Genomic DNA, 19721 nt, shown 5'->3' with positions numbered 1-19721 from the left:
GGGTTTTTTCTTGCGGAATGGGATCAGTGGCTGAGCCAGGCCGCCGGAACCATCACCAGCGACGGGAACAGGGTCAGCAGGAAAAGAACGAACAGCTGCACCAGCATGAAGGGCCAGACGCCTTTGATGACACCCTCCATGCTGACCTTCGACACGCCGCAGACCACGTTCAGCACGGTGCCGACGGGCGGGGTGATCAGGCCGATGGCGTTGTTGATGATGAACAGCACGCCGAAATAGACGGGATCGATGCCGGCCTGTTTACACACCGGAACCAGGATCGGCGTCAGGATCAGGATGGTCGGCGTCATGTCCATCGCGGTGCCGATCGCCACGACCAGCGCCATCATCGCCAGCAGCAGCAGGGTCTGGTTGCCCATCAGCGGCTCCAGCAGATCGGTCACCATCCCCGGCAGGTTGGCGACGGTGATCAGCCAGGACGACACCAGAGCCGCTGCGACCAGGAACATCACGACGCTGGTCGTCTTCGCCGCACCCAGCAGGGCCGGGTAGATGTCGGCCACCGACATCTCGCGATAGACGCAGACGGCGACGAACAGCGAGTAGACGGCGGCGACCACGGCGGCTTCGGTGGGGGTGAAGACGCCGAACTTCAGCCCGACGATGATGATCACCGGCAGCATCAGCGCCCACACGCCCTCGCGCAGGATCGCCAGCACCTCGCGCAGGGAGCGGCGCGGCGGCGGCGACAGGTTCTCCTTGCGCGACACGTACCACCAGGCGCCGCAGAGGCCGATGGCCAGCAGGATGCCGGGGAAGATGCCGGCCAGGAACAGCTTGGTGACCGAGACGTTGCCCGCCACGCCATAGATGACGAAGCCGATGGAGGGCGGGATGATCGGGGCGATGATGGCACTGGCCGAGACCAGACCGGCCGACTGGTTGCGGTCATGGCCGGCCGCCACCATCATCGGCACCAGCAGGGTCGCCAGCGCCGCCGCATCAGCCACCGCGGAGCCGGACAGGCTGGCCATCACCGTCGCCGCCAGGATGGCGACATAGCCGAGCCCGCCGCGGATGTGGCCGACCATCGCCATGGCGAGGTTGACGATGCGCTTGGCGAGGCCGCCGGTGTTCATGATCTCGCCGGCCAGCATGAAGAAGGGCACGGCCATCAGGGGAAAGCTGTCGGCACCGTTGATCAGGTTCTGCGCCACGATCTGCGCGTCGAACAGGTCGAGCTGGATCATCAGCGCCACGCCGCACAGCAGCAGCGCATAGGCGATGGGCATGCCGATGGCCATGGCGCCCAGCAGGGAGCCGAGGAAGATGGTGATGGTCATGATCCGGCGCCCTCAGCGGCTGGAGACGGTGCGGGAAGGCAGCGGCAGGGCGTCCGCCCGGTCGGTGCCTCCCTGGTTGGTGGACTGGTGCGTCCGGTGGCCGCCGGTGTGGGCGCCATGGGCGGTGGCCTCCGGCAGATCCTCCGATTCCGAGACCATCACGAGGTCGTCGTCGGAGATCTTTCCGGTCAGCAGCAGATACATCTCGTGCAGCAGGATGGCGCCGGTCGACAGGCCGAACACCACGCCGATGCCGTAGAGCAGCCCCATCGACAGGCCGGTGGCCGGTGCCTGCGCGCTCCAATTGATGAGGGTCTGGGTCCAGCTTCCCTGCAGCACCAGCCAGGTGACCCACAGCATCAGGCCGCAGCTGAGCATCGCACAGACCATCTTGCCGGTCCGCGGCAGGCGGGCCACCAGCGTATCGACGCCGAGATGAGCCCGCTCGCGCAGGCCCAGGATGGCGCCGAGGAAGCACATCCAGACGAAGAACAGGCGCGATAACTCTTCCGACACCGTGATGCCGCTGTTGAAGGCGTAACGCAGCACCACATTGCCGAACACCAGCACCACCATGCCGGCCATGCACAGCGCCATCAGAATCTTGATGAGGGTGAAATAGACCTCGACCAGCTGTCTCATGCGGTCCTCCCGGTGCCGGCGCCCAGCCGGCTTATCTCTATTCGATTGGGGCCAGTATCAGGCGGCGGATCGGCCGGCGTCCATCGACGCGAAATGGGCACGGATGCGTTCGGCATCGGGGGAAACCCCAGTGAACAGCCGGAAGGCGTCCACCGCCTGGAACACCGCCATGCCGCCGCCATCCAGCGTCCGGCAGCCGATGGCCCGCGCGGCGCGCAGCAGCTCGGTTTCCAGCGGGAAATAGACGATCTCCGCCACCCAAAGCCGCGGGTGCAGCATCTCTGCCGGAAGCGGCAGGCCGGGGAACTTTGCCATGCCGGTGGGCGTGGCATGGATCAACCCGTCCGCCGCCGCCACGGCGGTGCGCAGGCTCTCCCGGTCGGGGATCGCCATCGCCCGTTCACCGCCGAAGCGCGCGTTGATCTGCTCCGCCAGCAGCGCCGCCCGCGCCGGGTCGGCGTCGAAGATGTCCAGCCGGCCGGTCCCGAGATGGAAGGCGGCATGGGCGACAGCCGCTCCGGCCCCGCCGGCCCCCATAAGCACCACCCGGTCCATCGGCACGCCGGCCAGTCCGCGGCGGAAGCCCTCGGCGAAACCCGAACAGTCGGTGTTGTGGCCGACCCGCCGGCCGTCCTTCAGCACGACGGTGTTGACCGCCCCAATGGCGCGGGCGTCGTCCGAAAGCTCGTCCAGCAGCGGAATGATCGCCTGCTTGCACGGGTAGGTGACGTTCAGCCCGGTGAAGCCCATGCGCTCGGCGCCCGACAGCAGCTCCGGCAGGGCATCGGGGCCGAGGCCAAGGCGGTCGAGGTCGATCAGCCGGTAGATGCAGCGCAGGCCGAGCGCGTCGGCCTCCCGCTCGTGCATCGCCGGGGTGCGTGAGGCCTGGATGCCGGCGCCGATCAGGCCGACGAGAATGGAATTGCCGACGGCGGGGGCCGGCCGGGACAGGGCATTCATTTCGCGGCACTTTCCAGCAGCCGGGCCATGCGCTGGAGGGCCAGCGTGTAGCCCTGGGTGCCGAAGCCGCAGATCACCCCGGCGGCGACGCGCGAGACGTAGGAGAAATGACGGAATTCCTCGCGCTGGTGGATGTTGGAGATGTGGACCTCCAGGATGGGGAAGGCGCAGGCCGACAGCGCATCCATCAGCGCCACCGAGGTGTGGCTCAGGCCGGCCGGGTTGATGACCAGCCCGGCCATCGTCTCCCGTGCGTCGTGGATCCAGTCGATCAGCACATGTTCGGCGTTGGATTGCCGGAAATCGACGGCAAGGTCCAGCGTCTCGCCGGTGCGGCGGCAGTCGGCCTCGACATCGGCCAATGTCTCGTGGCCATAGATGTGCGGCTCGCGCTTGCCCAGCAGATTGAGGTTCGGTCCGTTGAGGACGAGGATCGGGCGGCTCATGGTGGGGCGTCTCCAAACAAACGCACTGTTTCGTTCATTTTCAGTCGAGATAGAGTTCGGGCCGGGCGCCTTCGCGCAGTTGGGCCTGCACCGCCATGCGCACGGCGGCGTTCACCGCGCCGAACTGCCGGTAGCCGCCACGCCGCTCCACCACCTCGAAGAAGAAGCGGTCGTCGAAACTGTCGGTGTAGGCGTGCAGGAACTCGCCCTGCTCGTCGCGGTCATAGAGCAGCTCGCGGTCCTTCAGCGTCGCCAGCGTCGCATCGTCCAGCGGGTGCTTGACCGCCAGATCGTCGTAATAGTTGGCGGGGATCGGCAGGAAGGGCGCGCCGGCGGCAAGACGGTCCGTCACCAGCGCGTCGGCATCGGCGGTGGCGAAGGCGATGTGGTGAACACCGGCGCCGGAGGTGGCGCTGACGAAACGGCCGGTGGCGGTCCGTCGGCTTTCCGAGATGTTCAGCGGCAGCCGCACGCCCCGGCCGGGCTCGGCATCGGGGCTGACCAGCGCCCGGCTGCGGATCAGGCCGTAGGGATCGGGCAGTTCCCACAGGCTTTCCGGCACGAAGCCGAAGACCGTGCGGTAGAACAGGACGAAGCTGTCCATCCGCCCGAAGGGCAGGGCCTGGGCGACATGGTCGATGCCGAGCAGGGGGGAGCCATGTGGGGGCGGCGTGTTGGACTCCTGTCCAACCGGCTCTTCCGCGAACAGGTGGAAGTCGTCCTCCCAGATGCTGCGGCGGGCTTCCTTGCCGTCGACCAGATAGATCAGCGTGCCGTCGGGTGCCCGCAGCGCCGGGATCCGGCGTTCGCCGTCGCCGACCCGCTCGCGCCACAACACACAGCGCAACGCCTCGGCACGGGCAATCGTGCGGGCGGCATCATCCACCGTGAAGGCCATGGCGCAAACCGAAGGTCCATGCATCTGGAAATGCTCCGACGCCGCGGAATCCTCCTCGCTGTTCAGCACCAGATTGACGCCGCCCTGGCGGTAGAGGTCGACATCCTTGGAGCGGTGGCGTCCGGCATGGCGGAATCCCAGGCTGCCGAGCAAAGCGGACAGCTTGTCGCGTGCCGCCGCGTCGACGGCGAATTCGAGGAACTCCACGCCATGGCAGACCGGCGGAGCCGGCAGGCCTGGACCGAAGCCAGCCTCGGCTTCCACATGGATGAGCGACCGCAAACCGTCGAGGGCGGTCAGGCGGGCAGGGGCGGCGCGGAATTCGTCGTTGAAGATCTCCAGCGACAGCGGACCGCGATAGCCCGATGCCAGCACCGAATCGAGAAAGCGCCGGACCGGCAACTGGCCCTGGCCGGGGAAATTGCGGAAATGGCGGCTCCAGGACAGCACGTCCATCGACAGCGCCGGGGCGTCGGCCAGCTGCACGAAGAAGATGCGGTCGCCCGGCAGGTCGGCGATGCTGGACGGGTCGTCGTTCAGGGCCAGCGTGTGGAAGCTGTCGACGATCAGCCCCAGCGCCGGATGGTCGGCGCGCTGCACGATGTCCCAGGCCTGACGCCAACGGTTGACATGCCGGCCCCAGGCCAGCGCCTCGTAGCCGACGCGCAGGTTCCGGCGCTGCGCCCGCTCCGCCATTTCGGCGAGGTCGGCGGCGGCGCGGGCCGGATCGTCGATTGCGGCGGGCTGGACGTTGGAGCAGACCAGTACGAGGTCGGTGCCCAACTCCTGCATCACGTCGAACTTGCGTTCCGCGCGGTCAAGGTTGCGGGCACGGATCGGATCCGGCATCGCCTCGAAATCGCGGAACGGCTGGAAGATGGTGATTTCCAGACCCAAGCCCTCGGCGATGCGGCGGACATCGGCCGGCGACCCGTCGAACGTCAGCAGGTCGTTCTCGAAAATCTCGACCCCGTCAAAGCCGATGGCGGCCGCCGCTTCGAGCTTTTCCGGCAGGGTGCCGCTCAGCGAGACGGTGGCGATCGACTTTTTGAAGGTAAAGGCGCTGGACGGCATGGGAGCCCCTTCGGCAGCGGCATGGTTCGTAGACACCAACAAACGTACCAGTTCGTACATTTTGGCGCAAGACGCTTCGATTGCCAATGATCGGTACATCGAACAACATTTCTGGCTTGGGCCATGCGACGTCGCATGACAGTCACTTTAATTTCCATAACGGCACTTATGTGTTTTTGTCTGTAAGCGCAATGTCAGAATATCAGTCCCTCGCAACATAAAAATGTCAGTCTTCCCTCAGCTTCGAAGGGCTGGAAATAACGAACGGCAACGAGGCCGCCACGATAGACGGCCTTGTCGCGTCTGGGATCGGTTGCCTTTCCCTATCGGAGTTCCGGGTCGGAAAACCCGGCTTCAGAAACCGAAATGGCTGAGACCGGGATGGTCGTCGGGCCGGCGGCCGAGCGGCCAGTGGAACTTGCGGTCAGCCTCGACGATGGGATGTTCGTTGATGCTGGCATGCCGGGCGCGCATCAGCCCGTCCTCGGCAAACTCCCAATTCTCGTTGCCGTAGGCGCGATACCATTGACCGCTGTCGTCGCGGTATTCGTAGGCGTAGCGCACCGCGATGCGGTTTCCGGTGAAGGCCCAGAGTTCCTTGATCAGCCGGTATTCAAGCTCCTTGTTCCATTTGCGGGTGAGAAAGGCTTGGATCTCGGCATGGCCGGTCGCGAATTCGGCGCGATTGCGCCAGCGGCTGTCCTCGCTATACGCGAGCGTGACCTTCACCGGATCGCGGCTGTTCCAGCCATCTTCGGCGAGCCGGACCTTCTCGACGGCGGATTCTGCGGTGAAGGGGGGAAGCGGCGGACGGGACATGGCATGCTCCTTCTTGCGGATGTAACGATACAGGCAGTAATGGGAGAGCGTGGCGCGGCGCGATCCGCACCCGGTTGACGTGGTTGGTGAAGGGCTCACAGGGTGAGCTGGATGCGGTTTTCCTCATCCGGGCCGGTTTCGGCAGGCACGGCACTGCAAATCAGGACCTCGCCGGGGGCGACGCTGGCGCCCGGTTCGCGGATATAGGTCACGGAACCCTCCAGCAGCTTGGTCCGGCAGGTACCGCAGGTGCCTTCTCGGCAATTGTATTCGGGCTCCAGTCCGCGCGCTTCCGCCAACTCCAGCAACGTGCCGGACGACGGCGTCCAGCGATCCTCCTTCAGCGAGGTCATGAAGGCCACCGGCACCGGCTTGCTCGACGGCAGGGGCCGGGCCAGTGGAGGTGCGGCCCCGACGTCCGCCGTGCGCTGCAAGGACGACGGCCCGAATGCCTCGGCATGGATCCGCCCGTCGGCGATGTTGCGGCTCCGCAACCCGTCATAGAGCGCCTGCGTGAATGCTGAGGGGCCGCACAGGTAGAAATCATAGTCGTCGAACGGCAGGAAGCGGGTCAGCAGCGCCATGTCGATGCGGCCGGCCGCCTCGTAGTCGACGCCTTCCTTGGCCGTGCCGGGATCGCTGAGGACCCGGATCCATCTGACGGCCCCCTGCCCTGCCCCCTGTTGCGCGGCGTTCACCAAGTCGGCGATCTCCCGCTCGAAAGGGCGCTCGGACATCGAACGGGCTGCCTGGATGAGGATGATCGGCCGCATCCGCTGTTTGCGCAGCCCCTCGTAGACGACGTGGCGCAGCATCGCCAGCAGCGGCGTGATCCCGATGCCGCCGGCCAGCAGGACCGCCGGCCTTGTCCCGTAGGGGTCGATGGTGAAGGCACCGTCGGGTGCGCGCGCTTCGATGATGTCGCCGGCACGGATGCGGTCGTGCAGGTGGCGCGACACCAGCCCTTCCCGCTTGACGCTGATCCGGTAGAGGCCGTCAGACGGCGCGGCCGACAGCGTGTAGGTGCGGATGACCGGCTTGTCCGACCCTGGAACCGTCACGCGGACCGGCAGGTGCTGGCCAGCGGCATGGGGAAGAAGGCCCGCCCCATCGGCCGGCTGGAGATGGAAGGAGCGGATCGCCGGGGTTTCGTCGACGATCTTCGTCACCCGGTACGGGCGCCAGCGTGTCGCCAGTTCGCCGGCCTGCATGCGGGCCGTCGCCTGCGCCCAATCCCCCGTCATCAGCGAACTGGGCGACCAGCCCTCCTTGCGGAACGACCAGCGCAGCGCCAGTGCGCCGGCCCGGCGCAGGATGCGGCGCGGCTTGAAGGTCCACAGCCGCTCGGCTCCCTGGAAGGCTGCAATCTCCGGCGATTCCAGGATCACCTCCGCATCGCCGGTCATTTGCAGCATGTCGCCGCTGCCGTAATCGACGAAGATGAGGCCGGCCTTGCCGTTGAGAACGATGTTCCCGAGGGTGGAGAAGAAGAGGTTGCCGTTGAAGTCGGGCACCGTGAGGGTGCCGTCCTCCGCGACACGGACGAAGCCCGCCTTGCCGCCACGATGGGAGACATCGACCTGACGGCGCTCGGCCCGGTCCGCATAGGTGGCGACGAAGAAGGCATCCGCCTCGCCGATCATGGTCCGCGCCTGTTCGTCCAGCTGCGGCAGGACCTCCGCCACACCGGTGAACGGTTCCGCCGGATCCCGTGCATAATCGACATCGCGAAGCTGGATGTAGCGCGGGCAGTTCCCGAAGCTCTGGTCGACATCGACCCGAAATCCGCTGCCGATGGCGGTCACGACGCCGTTCATGCGGTTGCGGCGCCGGGTGTGCATCTCGATCCCCAGGAGGCCGACGGGATCGCCGTCCCGCATGCCCTCCCCCGCCGGATCGCCGGGATCGGCATGGGCAGCGATGTCGAGCCTCGTCGGCGTCGGCGACGACAGGAAGCCCGGCTTGCCGACGAGGAGCGTGGCCCACGGGTCGCCCGTGGGATCGACGCTGCCCAACACGATGAAGGGAAGCTGGGCATAGAAGTCGCGATGCTGGTCGGGCATGTGGTCGCGGATCACCCGCTGACCGACGGCCTCCATCCGTTCGGCCACTCCCAGCTTCCGCTGGATGAACGTCTCACCCTCATGCCAGGGCGGCAATGTTTTCAGTGCAGCGGTCATCGTCGGTGTCCCATGCTGGGGGGCGGTCGGACGGTGTGTCCGGAAGCGGGATGTAGCCGTGGGGGCGGGCCCCCGATCTTCCCGATGGATCAGGCAGCCAGCCCGACCCGCGTCTTTACGAAGGGAACGAAGCCCGGCAGTTGCTCGATGCGGGCGAGGAATGCCTTGACGGAGGGATAGCCGGAGAGATCGACATTGCCTTCCGGCGCCTGCGCGACGTAGCTGTAGATCGCGACGTCCGCGATTGTCGGGTGATCGCCGACCAGCCAATCCTGCGCGTTCAGGTGGCTTTCGAGCCGGGCCAGCAGGGTATGGGCTCGGCCGATGACCTCGTCGGCGTTGAACGCCGCCCCGAACACCGTGATGAGCCGGGCGGCCGCCGGGCCGTAGGCCACCTCCCCGGCCGCCACGGAAAGCCAGCGCTGAACCGCCGCCGCACCGGCGGCATCTTCCGGCAGCCAGTCGCCCCGCCCTGCCTTCTTGGCGAGATAGACCAGGATCGCATTGGAGTCGGCGACGATGATGCCCGCATCGTCCAGGACCGGCACCTGGCCGAAGGGATTGAGCTTCAGGAAGTCGGGGCTCTTGTGCGCACCGGCCTTGAGGTCGACTTCCACCAGCTCATGCGGCAGGCCGAGAAGCGATACGAGCAGACGGGCGCGATGCGAGTGGCCCGACAGGGGGTGATGATACAGCTTCATGTCCAGCTCCGGTAATCTGCCGGACGGGGCAATTCCCGTTCCGCATCACCAGAGTGCTGGATACTCCCCGCTGAGAGAATGCCCGGCTTTCGCAGTTCATTCTTGCCTGGAATGAAATAATCGCCCGCCCGCCCCGCTCCTGCGAGCGTTCCTTCACAGGAGGAGTGATGCCCTCAGGCGGCATTCGCCAGTTCGGGAGCGAGACGGCGTGCGTCGGCGATCAGCGCCGCAGTCAGCGGCGGCTGAGGGTCGCGCCGACACACCACAAGGCCGATCAGGGTCGACAGTTCCGGCGCCACGATGGGAATGGCACGGATCGAAGGGGGGAGCAGCAGCGAATCCGCCATGATCCGCGGCATGATCGTCGACCACATGCCGGTGCAGAGATGATTGGTCAGCACGATGATGGAATTGGATTCGAGCATCGGTTCGGCATGCACGCCAGCCTCGGCGAAGGCGCGGTCGATGATCCGCCGGTTCTGCATGGTGGTGTTCAGCAGGCAGAGCGGCAGGGTCGCCGCCTCTTCCCAGGTCACGCTGTCGCGCGTGCCGAACGGGCTGTCCGCCGAGGTGATCAGGTGGTAGCGCTCGTGATAGAGCGGCACCTCGTCGACATTGCCGAGCGGTTCGTTGTCGAGATAGGTGATCCCGGCCTCGGCCTCCAGATTCTCCAGCCTGGACAGGATCTCGGTGGAGCTGTGGGAGGCAATGGTGATCTTGATGCCGGGATGCATCGACCAGACGGTGGCGGTCAGCCGTTGGACCATCGGCAACGCCGTCGGCACCACCACCAGCCGCAGCGTGCCGGTCAGCCCCTGCTTCATCGTCTCGACATCGGCGCGCATCGCCTTGTAGTCGCCGACGATGCGCCGTGCCCATTCCAGCACCCGCTCCCCTTCCGGGGTGAAGCCGATGAAGCGTGCGCCACGGTCGACCAGCGGCACGCCCATGGTCGATTCCAGCTGCTTGATCGCGGCGGACAGATTGGGCTGCGACACCCCGCAGACCTGTGCCGCGCGGCCGAAATGCTTTTCCGTCGCCAGCGCGATCAGAAATTCGAGTTTTTCCTGCATGCCGGGTCTCCTCCCACCACGTCTTGCGCAGCGTGGACCGGGAACGTATCGATCACGACCCGAGCAACATTATTGATACCGACCACGTGTCCGCGTCTCGGCGCGGGCTGCCGCAGCGGCAATGCGACGCATCGTAGGCCCACGAAGCTTTATCCTCACGACACCTCCATCTCGACGAGCCGGAACGCCTCGCCCGGAGGACGGTCGATCCGCAGATCGGCACCCTCAAGGAAGGTGTCGCGGCTCAGCAGGTCGAAGGCATGACGCAAGGCGTCGGGCTGTACCCGGCTGGCGCAACCGACCGACACGATGACGCGCACCACCCGGTCGAAGGGATTGGCCTCGCGCGCCCTCATCGCCTGTTCAAGCAAGGATTGGCACAGCGCGATCTCATGCATGGGCTGGCTCCTGCGATTGCCCTCTCCCGCCCCGGGAGAGGGAGGGGACCCACGAAGTGGGGAGGGTGAGGGGCATTCCAAGAAATCTGAACCGCATGGCTTCTTGGATCACCCCTCACCCTTCCCAAGCTATGCTTGCGCCCCTTCCCTCTCCCGGGACGGGAGAGGGAGAAACCTTACGCGTAGGCGGGAACCTTCTTCGCCGCACCGGTTACCGCGTTGCTGAGGCCGCCCTTCAGCTTCGCATATTCCTGCTGGACGTAATTCTCGGCCCAGACCTGATCGGCAATCGCCTCGACCCGGACGGCGGCGTATTTATATTCCGGCGTCTTGGCGATGGGATCGACGGCGTGGATGGTCAGTTCGTTGCAGGCGCCGATCCACCACTGGTAGGTCATGTAGACGGCCCCCTTGTTGGTGCGGTCGGTGACGTTGGCGCGGCTGATCACCTTGCCGCGGCGCGACGACACCCAGACCAGCTCCTGGTCACGGATGCCCAGCGCCTTGGCGTCCTTGGGGTTGATGGTGACACAGCCCGGCTCGTCTGCCAGCGTCTGCAAGGCGGCGCAGTTGCCGGTCATCGACCGGCAGGAGTAATGGCCGACCTCGCGCACGGTGCAGAGGATCAGCGGGAATTCATCGGTCAACTGGTCCTGCGGCGGACGCCATTCGGTGGCGAACAGCAGGCCCTTGCCGCCCGGCCGCTGGAAGACGTTTCCCTCATACAAATACTTGGAGCCGGCCGAGTCGAGGTCGCGGCACGGCCACGGAACGGCACCCAGCCCCTCCATCTTTTCGTAGGTGACGCCGTAGAAGATCGGGCAAAGCTCGCGCAGCTCGTTCCAGATCTGCTTGGTGTTGTCGTAATGCATGGGATAGCCCATCGCCGTGGCGAGCAGGCTGATGATCTCCCAGTCGTGCTTGACGTCGCCCTTGGCGTCCACTGCCTTGGTGAAGCGCTGGAAGCTGCGGTCGGCGGCGCTGAACACGCCCTCATGCTCGCCCCAGGAGGTGGCCGGCAGGATCAGGTCGGCGAACATCGCTGTCTTCGTCATGAAGATGTCCTGGACGATGACGAACTCCATCGCCTCGAAGCCCTTGCGCACCTGGGTCAGGTCCGGCTCGGTCTGGGCCGGGTCCTCTCCCATCACATACATGGCCTTCAGCTTGCCGGTCTCCGCCAGATGCGGCACGTCGGTCAGGCGGTAGCCGATCTCGCCGGGCAGCGACGGGACGCCCCAGGCCTTGGCGAACTTCTCGCGAATCTCCGGATCGGTGACCTTCTGGTAGCCGGGGAACTCGGTCGGCAGCACGCCCATGTCGCAGCTGCCCTGCACGTTGTTCTGGCCGCGCACCGGGCCGACACCGACATTCGGACGGCCGAGATTACCGGTCAGCAGCGCCAGCCCCGACAGCCCCTTCACTACGTCGACGCCCTGGCCCCACTGGGTGACGCCCATGCCCCACAGGATGGTGGCGGAGGGAGCGGCGGCGTAGATGCGCATCGCTTCGCGGATATCCTCGGCCGGCAGGCCGGTGATCGCCTGGGCGTATTCGGGGGTGTATTTGTCGACGATCCTCCTGTACTCGTCGAAGCCTTCGGTGTGGTTGGCGACATACTCCTTGTCGTAGAGCCCTTCATTGATCAGGACGTTGGCGAAGGCGTTGACCAGCGCCATGTTGGAGCCGTTGTTCAGCGGCAGCCACAGATCGGCCAGACGGGCGGTCTCGATCTTGCGCGGATCGCAGACGATGATCTTGGCGCCGCGCTCCTTGGCCTTGATGATGCGCTTGGCGATCACCGGATGGCTGTCGGCGACGTTGTAGCCGAAGACCAAGACGCATTTGGTGTGCTCGATCTCCGGGATCGAGTTGCTCATGGCGCCGTTGCCCAGCGTCACCTGCAATCCGGCGACCGACGGGCCGTGGCAGACACGCGCGCAGTTGTCGACATTGTTGGTGCCGAGGACTGCGCGGGTGAATTTCTGCATCACATAGTTGGTCTCGTTGCCGGTTCCGCGCGACGAGCCGGTGGTCATGATCGAATCGGGGCCGTATTTGGCCTTGATCTCGCCCAGCTTCTTCGCTGCGTACTGGATTGCCTCGTCCCACGACACCGCTTCGAAGGCGGCATCGCGGCTGCGGCGCAGCATCGGGTTGCGCAGCCGCGGCGTCAGGAGCTTGGTGTCATTGATGAAGTCGTAGCCGAAATACCCCTTGAGGCAGAGCTCTCCTTCATTGGTGACGCCGTTGAGGGGTTCGGCACCGACGACCTTCCCGCCCTCGACCAGCAGATTCAGTTTGCAGCCCGTACCGCAATACGGGCAGACCGCCATATGCTTTTCCATCTCGACCTCGATGTTCGCTCGATTGTGCCGGCTGTGCGTCAGCCGCAGTGATGGGGAGTGGTGGGGTCAGGCCGCGACTTCGGCGGCTTCCAGGGCGGCGCGCTCGCGCCGGCGGCGCAGGGTCTCGTCCATGGCGTCCCGGTCCATCAGGGTCAGGGCGCTGGTCGGACAGACCGAAACGCAGGCCGGGCCGGCATCGCGGCCGATGCACAGGTCGCATTTGTGCGCCTGCGCCTTGACGCCGAGGCTCAGCGTCATGCCGGCGAACTGCCGGACCGCCGGCACCGTCACCACGTCCATGACGCCGAACGGGCAGGCCAGCACGCAGTTCTTGCAGCCCAGGCAGCGCTCCTGCTCCACCTGCACGCTGTGCTGGCGGTAGACGATGGCGTTGTTCGGGCAGGAGTTGACGCAGGGCGCGTCCTCGCAATGGTGGCACATCACCGCGGTGCTGACGTCGGCCGTCTTCACCATGCGGATGCGCGGCTTGAAGCTTTCCGGCGCCAGTCCTTCGACGCCGGCCCCGTCGGAATGGGCAAGCGCACAGGCGACCTCGCATGTGCGGCAACCGATGCACTTGCTCGGGTTGGCAGTGACGAATCTGTTCATTCCCGTCGTCCTTGTTGGCAGCCGGAGGGGGCCGTCGAGCGGCCCCGCCCCGGCATCGCTTCACTGTTCCCTGGCGTTGCGCGCCGGTTGGCCGCTGTGGGCACCGGTGGCTTCACGTCCGATTGAAATCGCTTATCGCCCGATCTTTAAAAGTAATCGATGCCGATAAGCCGATCCTATCGAGTACATTCTTTCTCTTATCAGAGTTTCCGGGACGCCATTTGACAGTCAATACGCCATCAGGCCCCCAGTCTTTGTGTTGCGCACCTTATACCCACTTTTTTTATGTGTCTAGTTGACATCGCGTCACCCAGAGGAATAGCGTAGCGAAGTCAACGGCGATCCAAAGCAAGACCGCCCTCCTGACAAAAATCGCAACAGCTGGCTCTCCTTCTGCCGCACCGCCTGTGAAGACAGGCGGCGTGGGGGCGTGCGCGAGCCAATACTGTCTTCTTATTGGCCGATCAGGTTTTCTTATCGGGATTTCCAACAAAGAAACCGGATCGGCCAATTCGACGCACCCGCCCGGGAAGCCGGAGGTCTGGATATGAATCGCTTCGTTATCGCGGAACCGAGAAAATGCATCGGGTGCAACACCTGCATGGCGGCCTGCACCGAGGCACACAAGAAACAGGGGCTGCAAGCGCATCCCCGGCTGACCGTCATGCGGATCGGCGACGACACCGGCCCGGTCCTCTGCCACCAGTGCGAGGACGCGCCCTGTGCCCGCGTCTGTCCGGTCGACGCCATCACCTTTGGGGCCGATGCCATCCTGCTGAATGAGCAGACCTGCATCGGCTGCAAGATGTGCGCGCTGGCCTGCCCCTTCGGCGCCATCACGCCAAGCGGCACCGGCATCGCCGGGGTCGCCGGCATCGCCGTCGCGACACCCAGCCATTCGGCGGTGCTCGACCCGCTGCTGGCCTGGGACATCGGCGTGCGCAGCGTGGCGGTGAAATGCGATCTCTGCGCCTTTTCCGGCGACGGCCCGGCCTGCGTGCGCGTGTGCCCGACCGCCGCCCTTTACGCGGCAGACGCCGATGCCACCCGCCAGGCTGCCGCCGTCAAGCGCACGCTGGCCGCAGCGGCACCGGTCAGTCCTGAAACGCCGCTCGCCTCGCTGGAGGGGCTGGACCCATGATTCCACTCTCCCTGCTCATTATGTCGCTGCTGCTGTCCTGCGGCGGCGCCATCCTCTGCCTCCTCCTGAAGCATCGGGAGGGGGACATCCGTCTTGGCGGCAGCGGTGTCGGCATCGCCGCGGCGCTCGCTGGGCTCGGCGCCGGGCTGACGGCCATCGCGGCCGGGCAGCCGGCCGTGCTCGATGCCGCCGGCCCCTACCCCTTCGCCCATTTCGTCCTGCGGCTCGACCCGCTGGCCGGCCTGATGATCGCGGTCATCTCACTCTTGTCGCTGGTCGCCTGGATCTACGGCTTCGCCTATGTGCGCGAATATGCCGGGCGCGGCGTCGGGGCGATGGGCTTCTTCATGAACGCCTTCATCGCCTCGATGATGCTGGTGGTGGCGGCCGACAACGCCTTCTGGTTCCTCATCTTCTTCGAGATGATGTCGCTGGCCTCCTATTTCCTGGTCATCTTCGACCAGGATGACGAGGCGGTGGGTGCCGGCTTCCTCTATTTCCTGGTCGCCCATGGCGGCTCGGTGCTGATCATGGCCGCCTTCTTCCTGATGGCGAACCAAGCCGGCAGCTTCGATTTCGCCGCCTTCCGCGCCCATCCGCTGCCGGCCCCGCTGGACAGCGTCGCCTTCCTGCTGGCCTTCGCCGGCTTCGGCGCCAAGGCCGGCATGATCCCGCTGCACATTTGGCTGCCGCGCGCCCATCCGGCCGCCCCGTCGCATGCCTCGGCGCTGATGTCGGGCGTGATGATCAAGATCGGCGTCTTCGGGATCGTCAAGGTCGGCATCGACCTGCTGGGCGCCAGCGCCGGGCCGGCGATGCTGAGCTGGGGCCTGCTGGTGCTGGCCTTCGGCGCCGTGTCCTCGGTGCTGGGCGTGGTCTATGCCCTGGCCGAGCACGACATCAAGAAGCTGCTCGCCTACCACTCGGTCGAGAATATCGGCATCATCCTGCTGGGCGTCGGCACCGGCATGATCGGCATGGCGCTGCACCAGCCGGTGCTGGCGGTGCTGGGCCTGATGGCCGGCCTCTATCACCTGCTGAACCATGCGGTGTTCAAGGGACTGCTGTTCCTGGGCGCCGGTTCCACCATCTTCCGCATGCACACCAAGGACATGGAGGAGATGGGCGGGCTGGCCCGCAACATGCCATGGACCGCTTTGTCCTTCCTGGTCGGCGCGCTGGCGATCTCGGCGATCCCGCCGCTGAACGGCTTCGTGTCGGAATGGTACACCTATCAGGCGCTGTTCGCCGCGGCACTGGACGGCACCCCCCTGGTGAAGTTCGCCGCCCCCATCGCCGCCGTCATGCTGGCGCTGACCGGTGCGTTGGCGGTGATGTGCTTCGTCAAGGCCTACGGCATCATGTTCGCCGGTGCGCCGCGCAGCCATCATGCGGAGGAGGCGCGCGAGGCGCCGGCCGCGATGGTCGCCGGCATGGCGGTGCTGGCCGTCGCCTGCGTGGCGCTCGGCCTGCTGGCCCCGCTGGTGGCGCCGGTGATGGGCCGCATCGCGGCGGCGACCATCGGCACCGCTCCGGTGACGCTGGCGGTCGGCACCACCCTGCTGCCGGGCGATGCCCAGCAGGCGACGCTGTCCACCCCGCTGATCGCCATCCTGCTGATCGCCATGGCCTTCCTGCCCATCGCGCTGAAGGCTGCCTTTGCCGCCAAGCGCGGCGGCGACCGCAAGGTGGCGGCCCCCTGGGCGGCCGGCTACCTGCCGGACCACCACATGCCCGCCAGCGCCGGCAGCTTCGCCCAGCCGATCCGCATGTTCTTTGCCCCGCTCTACACCATGCGCCGCGCGATTGCCGGGCGCTGGACCGGCATCGCCCTCGGCTTCGAGCGGGTGGTCACGCTGGCGCGGCGCACCGAACCGCTGGCCGACCGCAGCATCGTCGCCCCGATCGCCGGCGCCGTCGATGCCAGCGGCAAGTGGCTGCAAATCATCCAGGCCGGCGATTTCCGGATCTACTGCCTCTACATCGTCGCGGCGCTGATCGCGCTGCTGGCGCTGGCCGTCTGACGGGAGGACGCCATGCTGACCTTCTCACACCTGATCCTGGGACTGTTCCAGGCTCTCCTCCTGCTTGCCGCGGCGCCGCTGGTCTCCGGCCTGTCGCGCATGGTCCGGGCGAAGCTGCACACCCGCCACGGGCCGGGCCTGCTTCAGGACTATCGCGACATCGCCAAGCTGCTGACCCGCCAGGATTTGACCCCGCCGAACAGCGGCTTCGCCTTCCGCGCGATGCCGGCGGTGATGCTGACGACGGTGCTGGTCATCGCCATGGGCATCCCGATGCTGACCCGCTTCACGCCGGTGGCGCCCATCGGCGACCTGATCACTGTCATCTACCTGTTCGCGCTGGCCCGCTTCTTCTTCTCGCTGTCCGGCATCGACAGCGGCAGCTCCTTCTCCGGCATCGGCGGCAGCCGCGAGCTGACCATGGGCGTGCTGGTGGAGCCGGTGATGCTGCTGTCGCTGTTCGTGGCGGCCCTGCTGGCCGGCTCGACCAACCTCGGCGCCATCGGCAGCGCCATCGCCGACGGCCATGTCCACTCGGTCACCGCGACCATCGTCGCCGCCCTGTCCTTCGCCTACGCCATCTACATCGAGCTGGGCAAGCTGCCCTACGACATGGCGGAGGCTGAACAGGAACTTCAGGAAGGCCCGCTGACCGAATATTCCGGCCCGTCGCTGGCGCTGATCAAGTGGGCGATGGCGCTGAAGCAGACAGTCGTCGTCGCCTGGTTCACCGGCGTCTTCCTGCCCTTCGGCAGCGCGCCCGGGATGACTTTCTTCGGGCTGCTGTTCGGGCTGGTCGCCTTCGCCATCAAGCTGGTCCTGATCTTCGCCGCCGTCGGCGTGGTCGAGAACAGCGTCGCGCGCGTCCGCTTCCGCCTGACCCCCCAGCACAGCTGGGTCGGGGTCGGCGCCGCCTCGCTCGCCTTCGTCTTCTATCTGGTCGGCCTGTGAGCCGGCGAGGGGCAGCATCATGATAACACTCCCCACGGAACCGCTCGGGCTGCTGGCGCTGGCCGCCATCCTCGTCCCCTTCGGCGGCGCGGCACTGATCGCGGCATCGGAACGGGCATCGGCCAAATGGCTGTGCCAGGGCTTCGCGGCCGCCACCGTCGCGGTGATTGCCATCCTCGCGATGTCGCTGCTCGGCGACGGCAAGGTCGGCGGCACCTTCGAGCTGATCTCCTTCGGATCGGTCTCGATCCTCGGGCTGGTGGTGGACAGCGTCAGCGTGTTGATCGCGCTGGCGGTGATCTCCATCGGCCTCCTGGTGGCGATCTATTCCGCCGCCTACCTGAATGCCGGCAACCGTGAGCATCCCGACATCGGCAGGCAGCGCTTCTACGCCTTCCTGCTGGTGTTCATCGGCGCCATGACCGGGTTGGTGTTCAACTCCACCGTGGTCGGCCAGCTCGCCTTCTTCGAGCTGACGGGCGCCTGCTCCTGGGCCTTGATCGGCTATTACGAATCGCCCAAGGCGCTGCGCTCGGCGGCGAAGGCGCTGCTCGTCACCCATGTCGCCTCGCTCGGCCTCTATGTCGCGGCGGCCCTGCTGTTCCTGTCGACCGGCACCTTCGCGCTGACCGCCATCGCCGATCTGGCGCCGGGCATGAAGGCGGTCGTACTGCTGGCGATCCTCGTTGCCGCCTGGGGCAAGTCGGCCCAGCTGCCCTTCCACATGTGGCTGCCCGACGCCATGGAGGCGCCGACCCCAGTCAGCGCCTACCTGCATGCGGCCTCGATGGTGAAGGTCGGCGTCTACATCTTCGCCCGCGGGCTGATGTCGGCCGGCGGCGCGCCGGAGATCGTCGGCTGGGTCGGCTCGATCATGGCGGTGCTGACCCTGGTCTACGGTTTCTTCATGTATCTGCCGCAGGTCGATTTGAAGCGCCTGCTCGCCTATTCGACCATCACGCAGCTCGCCTATATCCTGCTGGCGCTGTCGCTGTCGGTCTTCGGCTCCGACCTCGCCTTCAAGGGCGCCATCGCCCACATCTTCAACCACGCCTTCGCCAAGACGCTGTTCTTCTTGGTCGCCGGCGCGCTGAGCTACACCGCCGGCACCCGGCTGCTGCCGTCGCTGCGCGGCATCGTCACCAAGTCGCCGTTGCTGGGCGTCGCCTTCGTCTGCGCCGCGCTGGCGATCACCGGCGTGCCGCCCTTCAACGGCTTCTTCAGTAAGTTCGCCATCTTCGCCGGCGGGTTCGAGGTCGGGGCGCATCACTGGGCGCTGATGCTGCTGGTCGTCATCGCGCTGGCGGAATCGGTCGGCTCCTTCGCCTGGTTCCTGAAATGGCTGGGCCATTCGGTGCCCGGCAAACCGTCCCCCACCATGGCTGCGGCAGCGCCGCTGCCGGCCGGCATGAAGTTCGTGCTGGTGGCTCTGGTGGCGATGACGGTGGTCTCAAGCTCCATCGCCGCCTCGTGGCTCGGCTGAGGGAGGGAACGGTCATGAACGGATTTCTCATCGTCAACGGCCTGTCGGGCCTGCTGATCGTCAGCTCCCTTCTGGTCACGCTCGCCGGCAACCCGGCCAACTCCGCCCGCTTCTACGCGCTGCAAAGCTTCATCCTGGTGATGCTGTTCGTGGCGCTGGCGGGGGCCACCGGGTCGGGCGAGCTGTATCTCTGGTCCTTCACCGCGCTGCTGACCAAGGTGATCCTGGTCCCGGCAATCATGTACCGCGCCTTCCGCAGGCTGAGCGACCCGGCCATCGGGTCGGGTGCGGTGATGCCGACGGCGCTGTCCATCGTCGGCGCCGCGGTCGCCGTCATCCTGTGCTTCGTCGTCGCCTCCAAGGTGACGCTGCCGGCGGCGGACGCCATAAAGCCGGCACTGGCGGTGTCGCTCGCCCTGTTCTTCATCGGCCTCGCCTGCATCGTGGCGCAGCGGAACATCCTGAAGCAGGTGTTCGGCTATTGCCTGATGGAGAACGGGTCGCACCTGACCCTGGCCCTGCTGGCCCCCAACGCGCCGGAACTGGTGGAGATCGGCATCGCCACCGACGCCATCTTCGCGGTGGTGGTGATGGCGGCGCTGGGATCGCGGATCTTCGACACGCTGCACACGCTCGACGCGCGCCAGCTCACGAGCCTGAAGGGATGACC

General features: G+C 66.3%; 17 protein-coding genes. 5 read left to right on the top strand and 12 right to left on the bottom strand.

Going from position 1 to position 19721, the window contains the following annotated elements; genetic code table 11:
* Positions 1-23: 23 nt before the first annotated feature.
* From ABNQ38_RS00590 to ABNQ38_RS00535, 12 genes are all read right to left on the bottom strand, one after another.
* Entirely contained in the window at positions 24-1304 is a 1281-nt protein-coding gene (locus ABNQ38_RS00590) for a TRAP transporter large permease subunit (RefSeq protein WP_377805164.1), read from the bottom strand.
* A gap of 12 nt (positions 1305-1316) precedes the next feature.
* Complete coding sequence (locus ABNQ38_RS00585; protein ID WP_377805163.1) at positions 1317-1946, bottom strand: TRAP transporter small permease; 630 nt, start codon at positions 1944-1946, stop codon at positions 1317-1319.
* Between the two features lie 57 nt (positions 1947-2003).
* Positions 2004-2906 carry a shikimate dehydrogenase gene (locus tag ABNQ38_RS00580; RefSeq protein WP_377805162.1) on the bottom strand — a complete coding sequence of 301 codons (903 nt, stop codon included), beginning with the start codon at positions 2904-2906 and terminating at the stop codon, positions 2004-2006.
* The gene (aroQ, locus tag ABNQ38_RS00575) at positions 2903-3352 is read right to left on the bottom strand and encodes a type II 3-dehydroquinate dehydratase (protein WP_377805161.1); all 450 of its coding nucleotides are present in this window, start codon (positions 3350-3352) and stop codon (positions 2903-2905) included. Before aroQ ends, ABNQ38_RS00580 begins: the two co-directional genes overlap by 4 nt.
* A gap of 40 nt (positions 3353-3392) precedes the next feature.
* Entirely contained in the window at positions 3393-5324 is a 1932-nt protein-coding gene (locus ABNQ38_RS00570) for a bifunctional sugar phosphate isomerase/epimerase/4-hydroxyphenylpyruvate dioxygenase family protein (RefSeq protein WP_377805160.1), read from the bottom strand.
* Between the two features lie 354 nt (positions 5325-5678).
* Complete coding sequence (locus ABNQ38_RS00565) at positions 5679-6143, bottom strand: DUF1348 family protein (protein ID WP_377805159.1); 465 nt, start codon at positions 6141-6143, stop codon at positions 5679-5681.
* Positions 6144-6238: 95 nt separating this feature from the next.
* Positions 6239-8323 carry a pyridoxamine 5'-phosphate oxidase family protein gene (locus tag ABNQ38_RS00560; protein WP_377805158.1) on the bottom strand — a complete coding sequence of 695 codons (2085 nt, stop codon included), beginning with the start codon at positions 8321-8323 and terminating at the stop codon, positions 6239-6241.
* 89 nt (positions 8324-8412) lie between these two features.
* Entirely contained in the window at positions 8413-9024 is a 612-nt protein-coding gene (locus ABNQ38_RS00555; RefSeq protein ID WP_377805157.1) for a glutathione S-transferase family protein, read from the bottom strand.
* A 173-nt stretch (positions 9025-9197) separates the two neighbouring features.
* Positions 9198-10097: a LysR family transcriptional regulator gene (locus tag ABNQ38_RS00550; RefSeq protein ID WP_377805156.1), complete on the bottom strand. Its 900-nt coding sequence runs from the start codon at positions 10095-10097 to the stop codon at positions 9198-9200.
* Between the two features lie 155 nt (positions 10098-10252).
* Positions 10253-10495, bottom strand: coding sequence for a hydrogenase maturation nickel metallochaperone HypA (locus tag ABNQ38_RS00545; protein ID WP_174472103.1), 243 nt, complete (start codon positions 10493-10495; stop codon positions 10253-10255).
* Between the two features lie 176 nt (positions 10496-10671).
* Entirely contained in the window at positions 10672-12843 is a 2172-nt protein-coding gene (fdhF, locus tag ABNQ38_RS00540) for a formate dehydrogenase subunit alpha (protein ID WP_377805155.1), read from the bottom strand.
* Between the two features lie 66 nt (positions 12844-12909).
* Positions 12910-13452: a 4Fe-4S dicluster domain-containing protein gene (locus ABNQ38_RS00535; protein WP_377805154.1), complete on the bottom strand. Its 543-nt coding sequence runs from the start codon at positions 13450-13452 to the stop codon at positions 12910-12912.
* Between the two features lie 547 nt (positions 13453-13999).
* On the opposite strand from ABNQ38_RS00535, the gene ABNQ38_RS00530 reads away from it, so the two are divergent.
* Genes ABNQ38_RS00530 through hyfE form a run of 5 tightly spaced genes read left to right on the top strand, consistent with a single transcriptional unit; the run spans position 14000 to position 19719 of the window.
* Positions 14000-14593, top strand: a complete 594-nt coding sequence (locus ABNQ38_RS00530; protein WP_377805153.1) for a 4Fe-4S dicluster domain-containing protein — start codon at positions 14000-14002, stop codon at positions 14591-14593.
* Complete coding sequence (hyfB, locus tag ABNQ38_RS00525; RefSeq protein ID WP_377805152.1) at positions 14590-16617, top strand: hydrogenase 4 subunit B; 2028 nt, start codon at positions 14590-14592, stop codon at positions 16615-16617. Before ABNQ38_RS00530 ends, hyfB begins: the two co-directional genes overlap by 4 nt.
* Positions 16618-16629: 12 nt before the next feature.
* The gene (locus ABNQ38_RS00520; protein ID WP_377805151.1) at positions 16630-17568 is read left to right on the top strand and encodes a respiratory chain complex I subunit 1 family protein; all 939 of its coding nucleotides are present in this window, start codon (positions 16630-16632) and stop codon (positions 17566-17568) included.
* 19 nt (positions 17569-17587) lie between these two features.
* Positions 17588-19051: a hydrogenase 4 subunit D gene (locus ABNQ38_RS00515; RefSeq protein ID WP_377805150.1), complete on the top strand. Its 1464-nt coding sequence runs from the start codon at positions 17588-17590 to the stop codon at positions 19049-19051.
* Positions 19052-19065: 14 nt separating this feature from the next.
* The gene (gene hyfE / locus ABNQ38_RS00510; RefSeq protein ID WP_377805149.1) at positions 19066-19719 is read left to right on the top strand and encodes a hydrogenase 4 membrane subunit; all 654 of its coding nucleotides are present in this window, start codon (positions 19066-19068) and stop codon (positions 19717-19719) included.
* Positions 19720-19721: the final 2 nt, after the last annotated feature.

It is taken from the genome of Azospirillum sp. A29, from assembly GCF_042604625.1.
Classification (GTDB): Bacteria; Pseudomonadota; Alphaproteobacteria; order Azospirillales; family Azospirillaceae; genus Azospirillum; species Azospirillum palustre.
This window is presented reverse-complemented; position numbering and strand designations above follow the sequence as displayed.

Excerpts from the sequence above, each read along its gene's own strand:
- ABNQ38_RS00550 (WP_377805156.1), bottom strand. The coding sequence starts at position 10,097 with ATGCAGGAAAAACTCGAATTTCTGATCGCGCTGGCGACGGAAAAGCAT.
- ABNQ38_RS00535 (WP_377805154.1), bottom strand. The coding sequence starts at position 13,452 with ATGAACAGATTCGTCACTGCCAACCCGAGCAAGTGCATCGGTTGCCGC.
- hyfE (WP_377805149.1), top strand. The coding sequence starts at position 19,066 with ATGAACGGATTTCTCATCGTCAACGGCCTGTCGGGCCTGCTGATCGTC.
- aroQ (WP_377805161.1), bottom strand. The coding sequence starts at position 3,352 with ATGAGCCGCCCGATCCTCGTCCTCAACGGACCGAACCTCAATCTGCTG.
- ABNQ38_RS00520 (WP_377805151.1), top strand. The coding sequence starts at position 16,630 with ATGCTGACCTTCTCACACCTGATCCTGGGACTGTTCCAGGCTCTCCTC.
- ABNQ38_RS00555 (WP_377805157.1), bottom strand. The coding sequence starts at position 9,024 with ATGAAGCTGTATCATCACCCCCTGTCGGGCCACTCGCATCGCGCCCGT.
- ABNQ38_RS00580 (WP_377805162.1), bottom strand. The coding sequence starts at position 2,906 with ATGAATGCCCTGTCCCGGCCGGCCCCCGCCGTCGGCAATTCCATTCTC.
- ABNQ38_RS00530 (WP_377805153.1), top strand. The coding sequence starts at position 14,000 with ATGAATCGCTTCGTTATCGCGGAACCGAGAAAATGCATCGGGTGCAAC.
- hyfB (WP_377805152.1), top strand. The coding sequence starts at position 14,590 with ATGATTCCACTCTCCCTGCTCATTATGTCGCTGCTGCTGTCCTGCGGC.
- ABNQ38_RS00560 (WP_377805158.1), bottom strand. The coding sequence starts at position 8,323 with ATGACCGCTGCACTGAAAACATTGCCGCCCTGGCATGAGGGTGAGACG.
- fdhF (WP_377805155.1), bottom strand. The coding sequence starts at position 12,843 with ATGGAAAAGCATATGGCGGTCTGCCCGTATTGCGGTACGGGCTGCAAA.
- ABNQ38_RS00565 (WP_377805159.1), bottom strand. The coding sequence starts at position 6,143 with ATGTCCCGTCCGCCGCTTCCCCCCTTCACCGCAGAATCCGCCGTCGAG.
- ABNQ38_RS00545 (WP_174472103.1), bottom strand. The coding sequence starts at position 10,495 with ATGCATGAGATCGCGCTGTGCCAATCCTTGCTTGAACAGGCGATGAGG.
- ABNQ38_RS00585 (WP_377805163.1), bottom strand. The coding sequence starts at position 1,946 with ATGAGACAGCTGGTCGAGGTCTATTTCACCCTCATCAAGATTCTGATG.
- ABNQ38_RS00570 (WP_377805160.1), bottom strand. The coding sequence starts at position 5,324 with ATGCCGTCCAGCGCCTTTACCTTCAAAAAGTCGATCGCCACCGTCTCG.
- ABNQ38_RS00590 (WP_377805164.1), bottom strand. The coding sequence starts at position 1,304 with ATGACCATCACCATCTTCCTCGGCTCCCTGCTGGGCGCCATGGCCATC.
- ABNQ38_RS00515 (WP_377805150.1), top strand. The coding sequence starts at position 17,588 with ATGATAACACTCCCCACGGAACCGCTCGGGCTGCTGGCGCTGGCCGCC.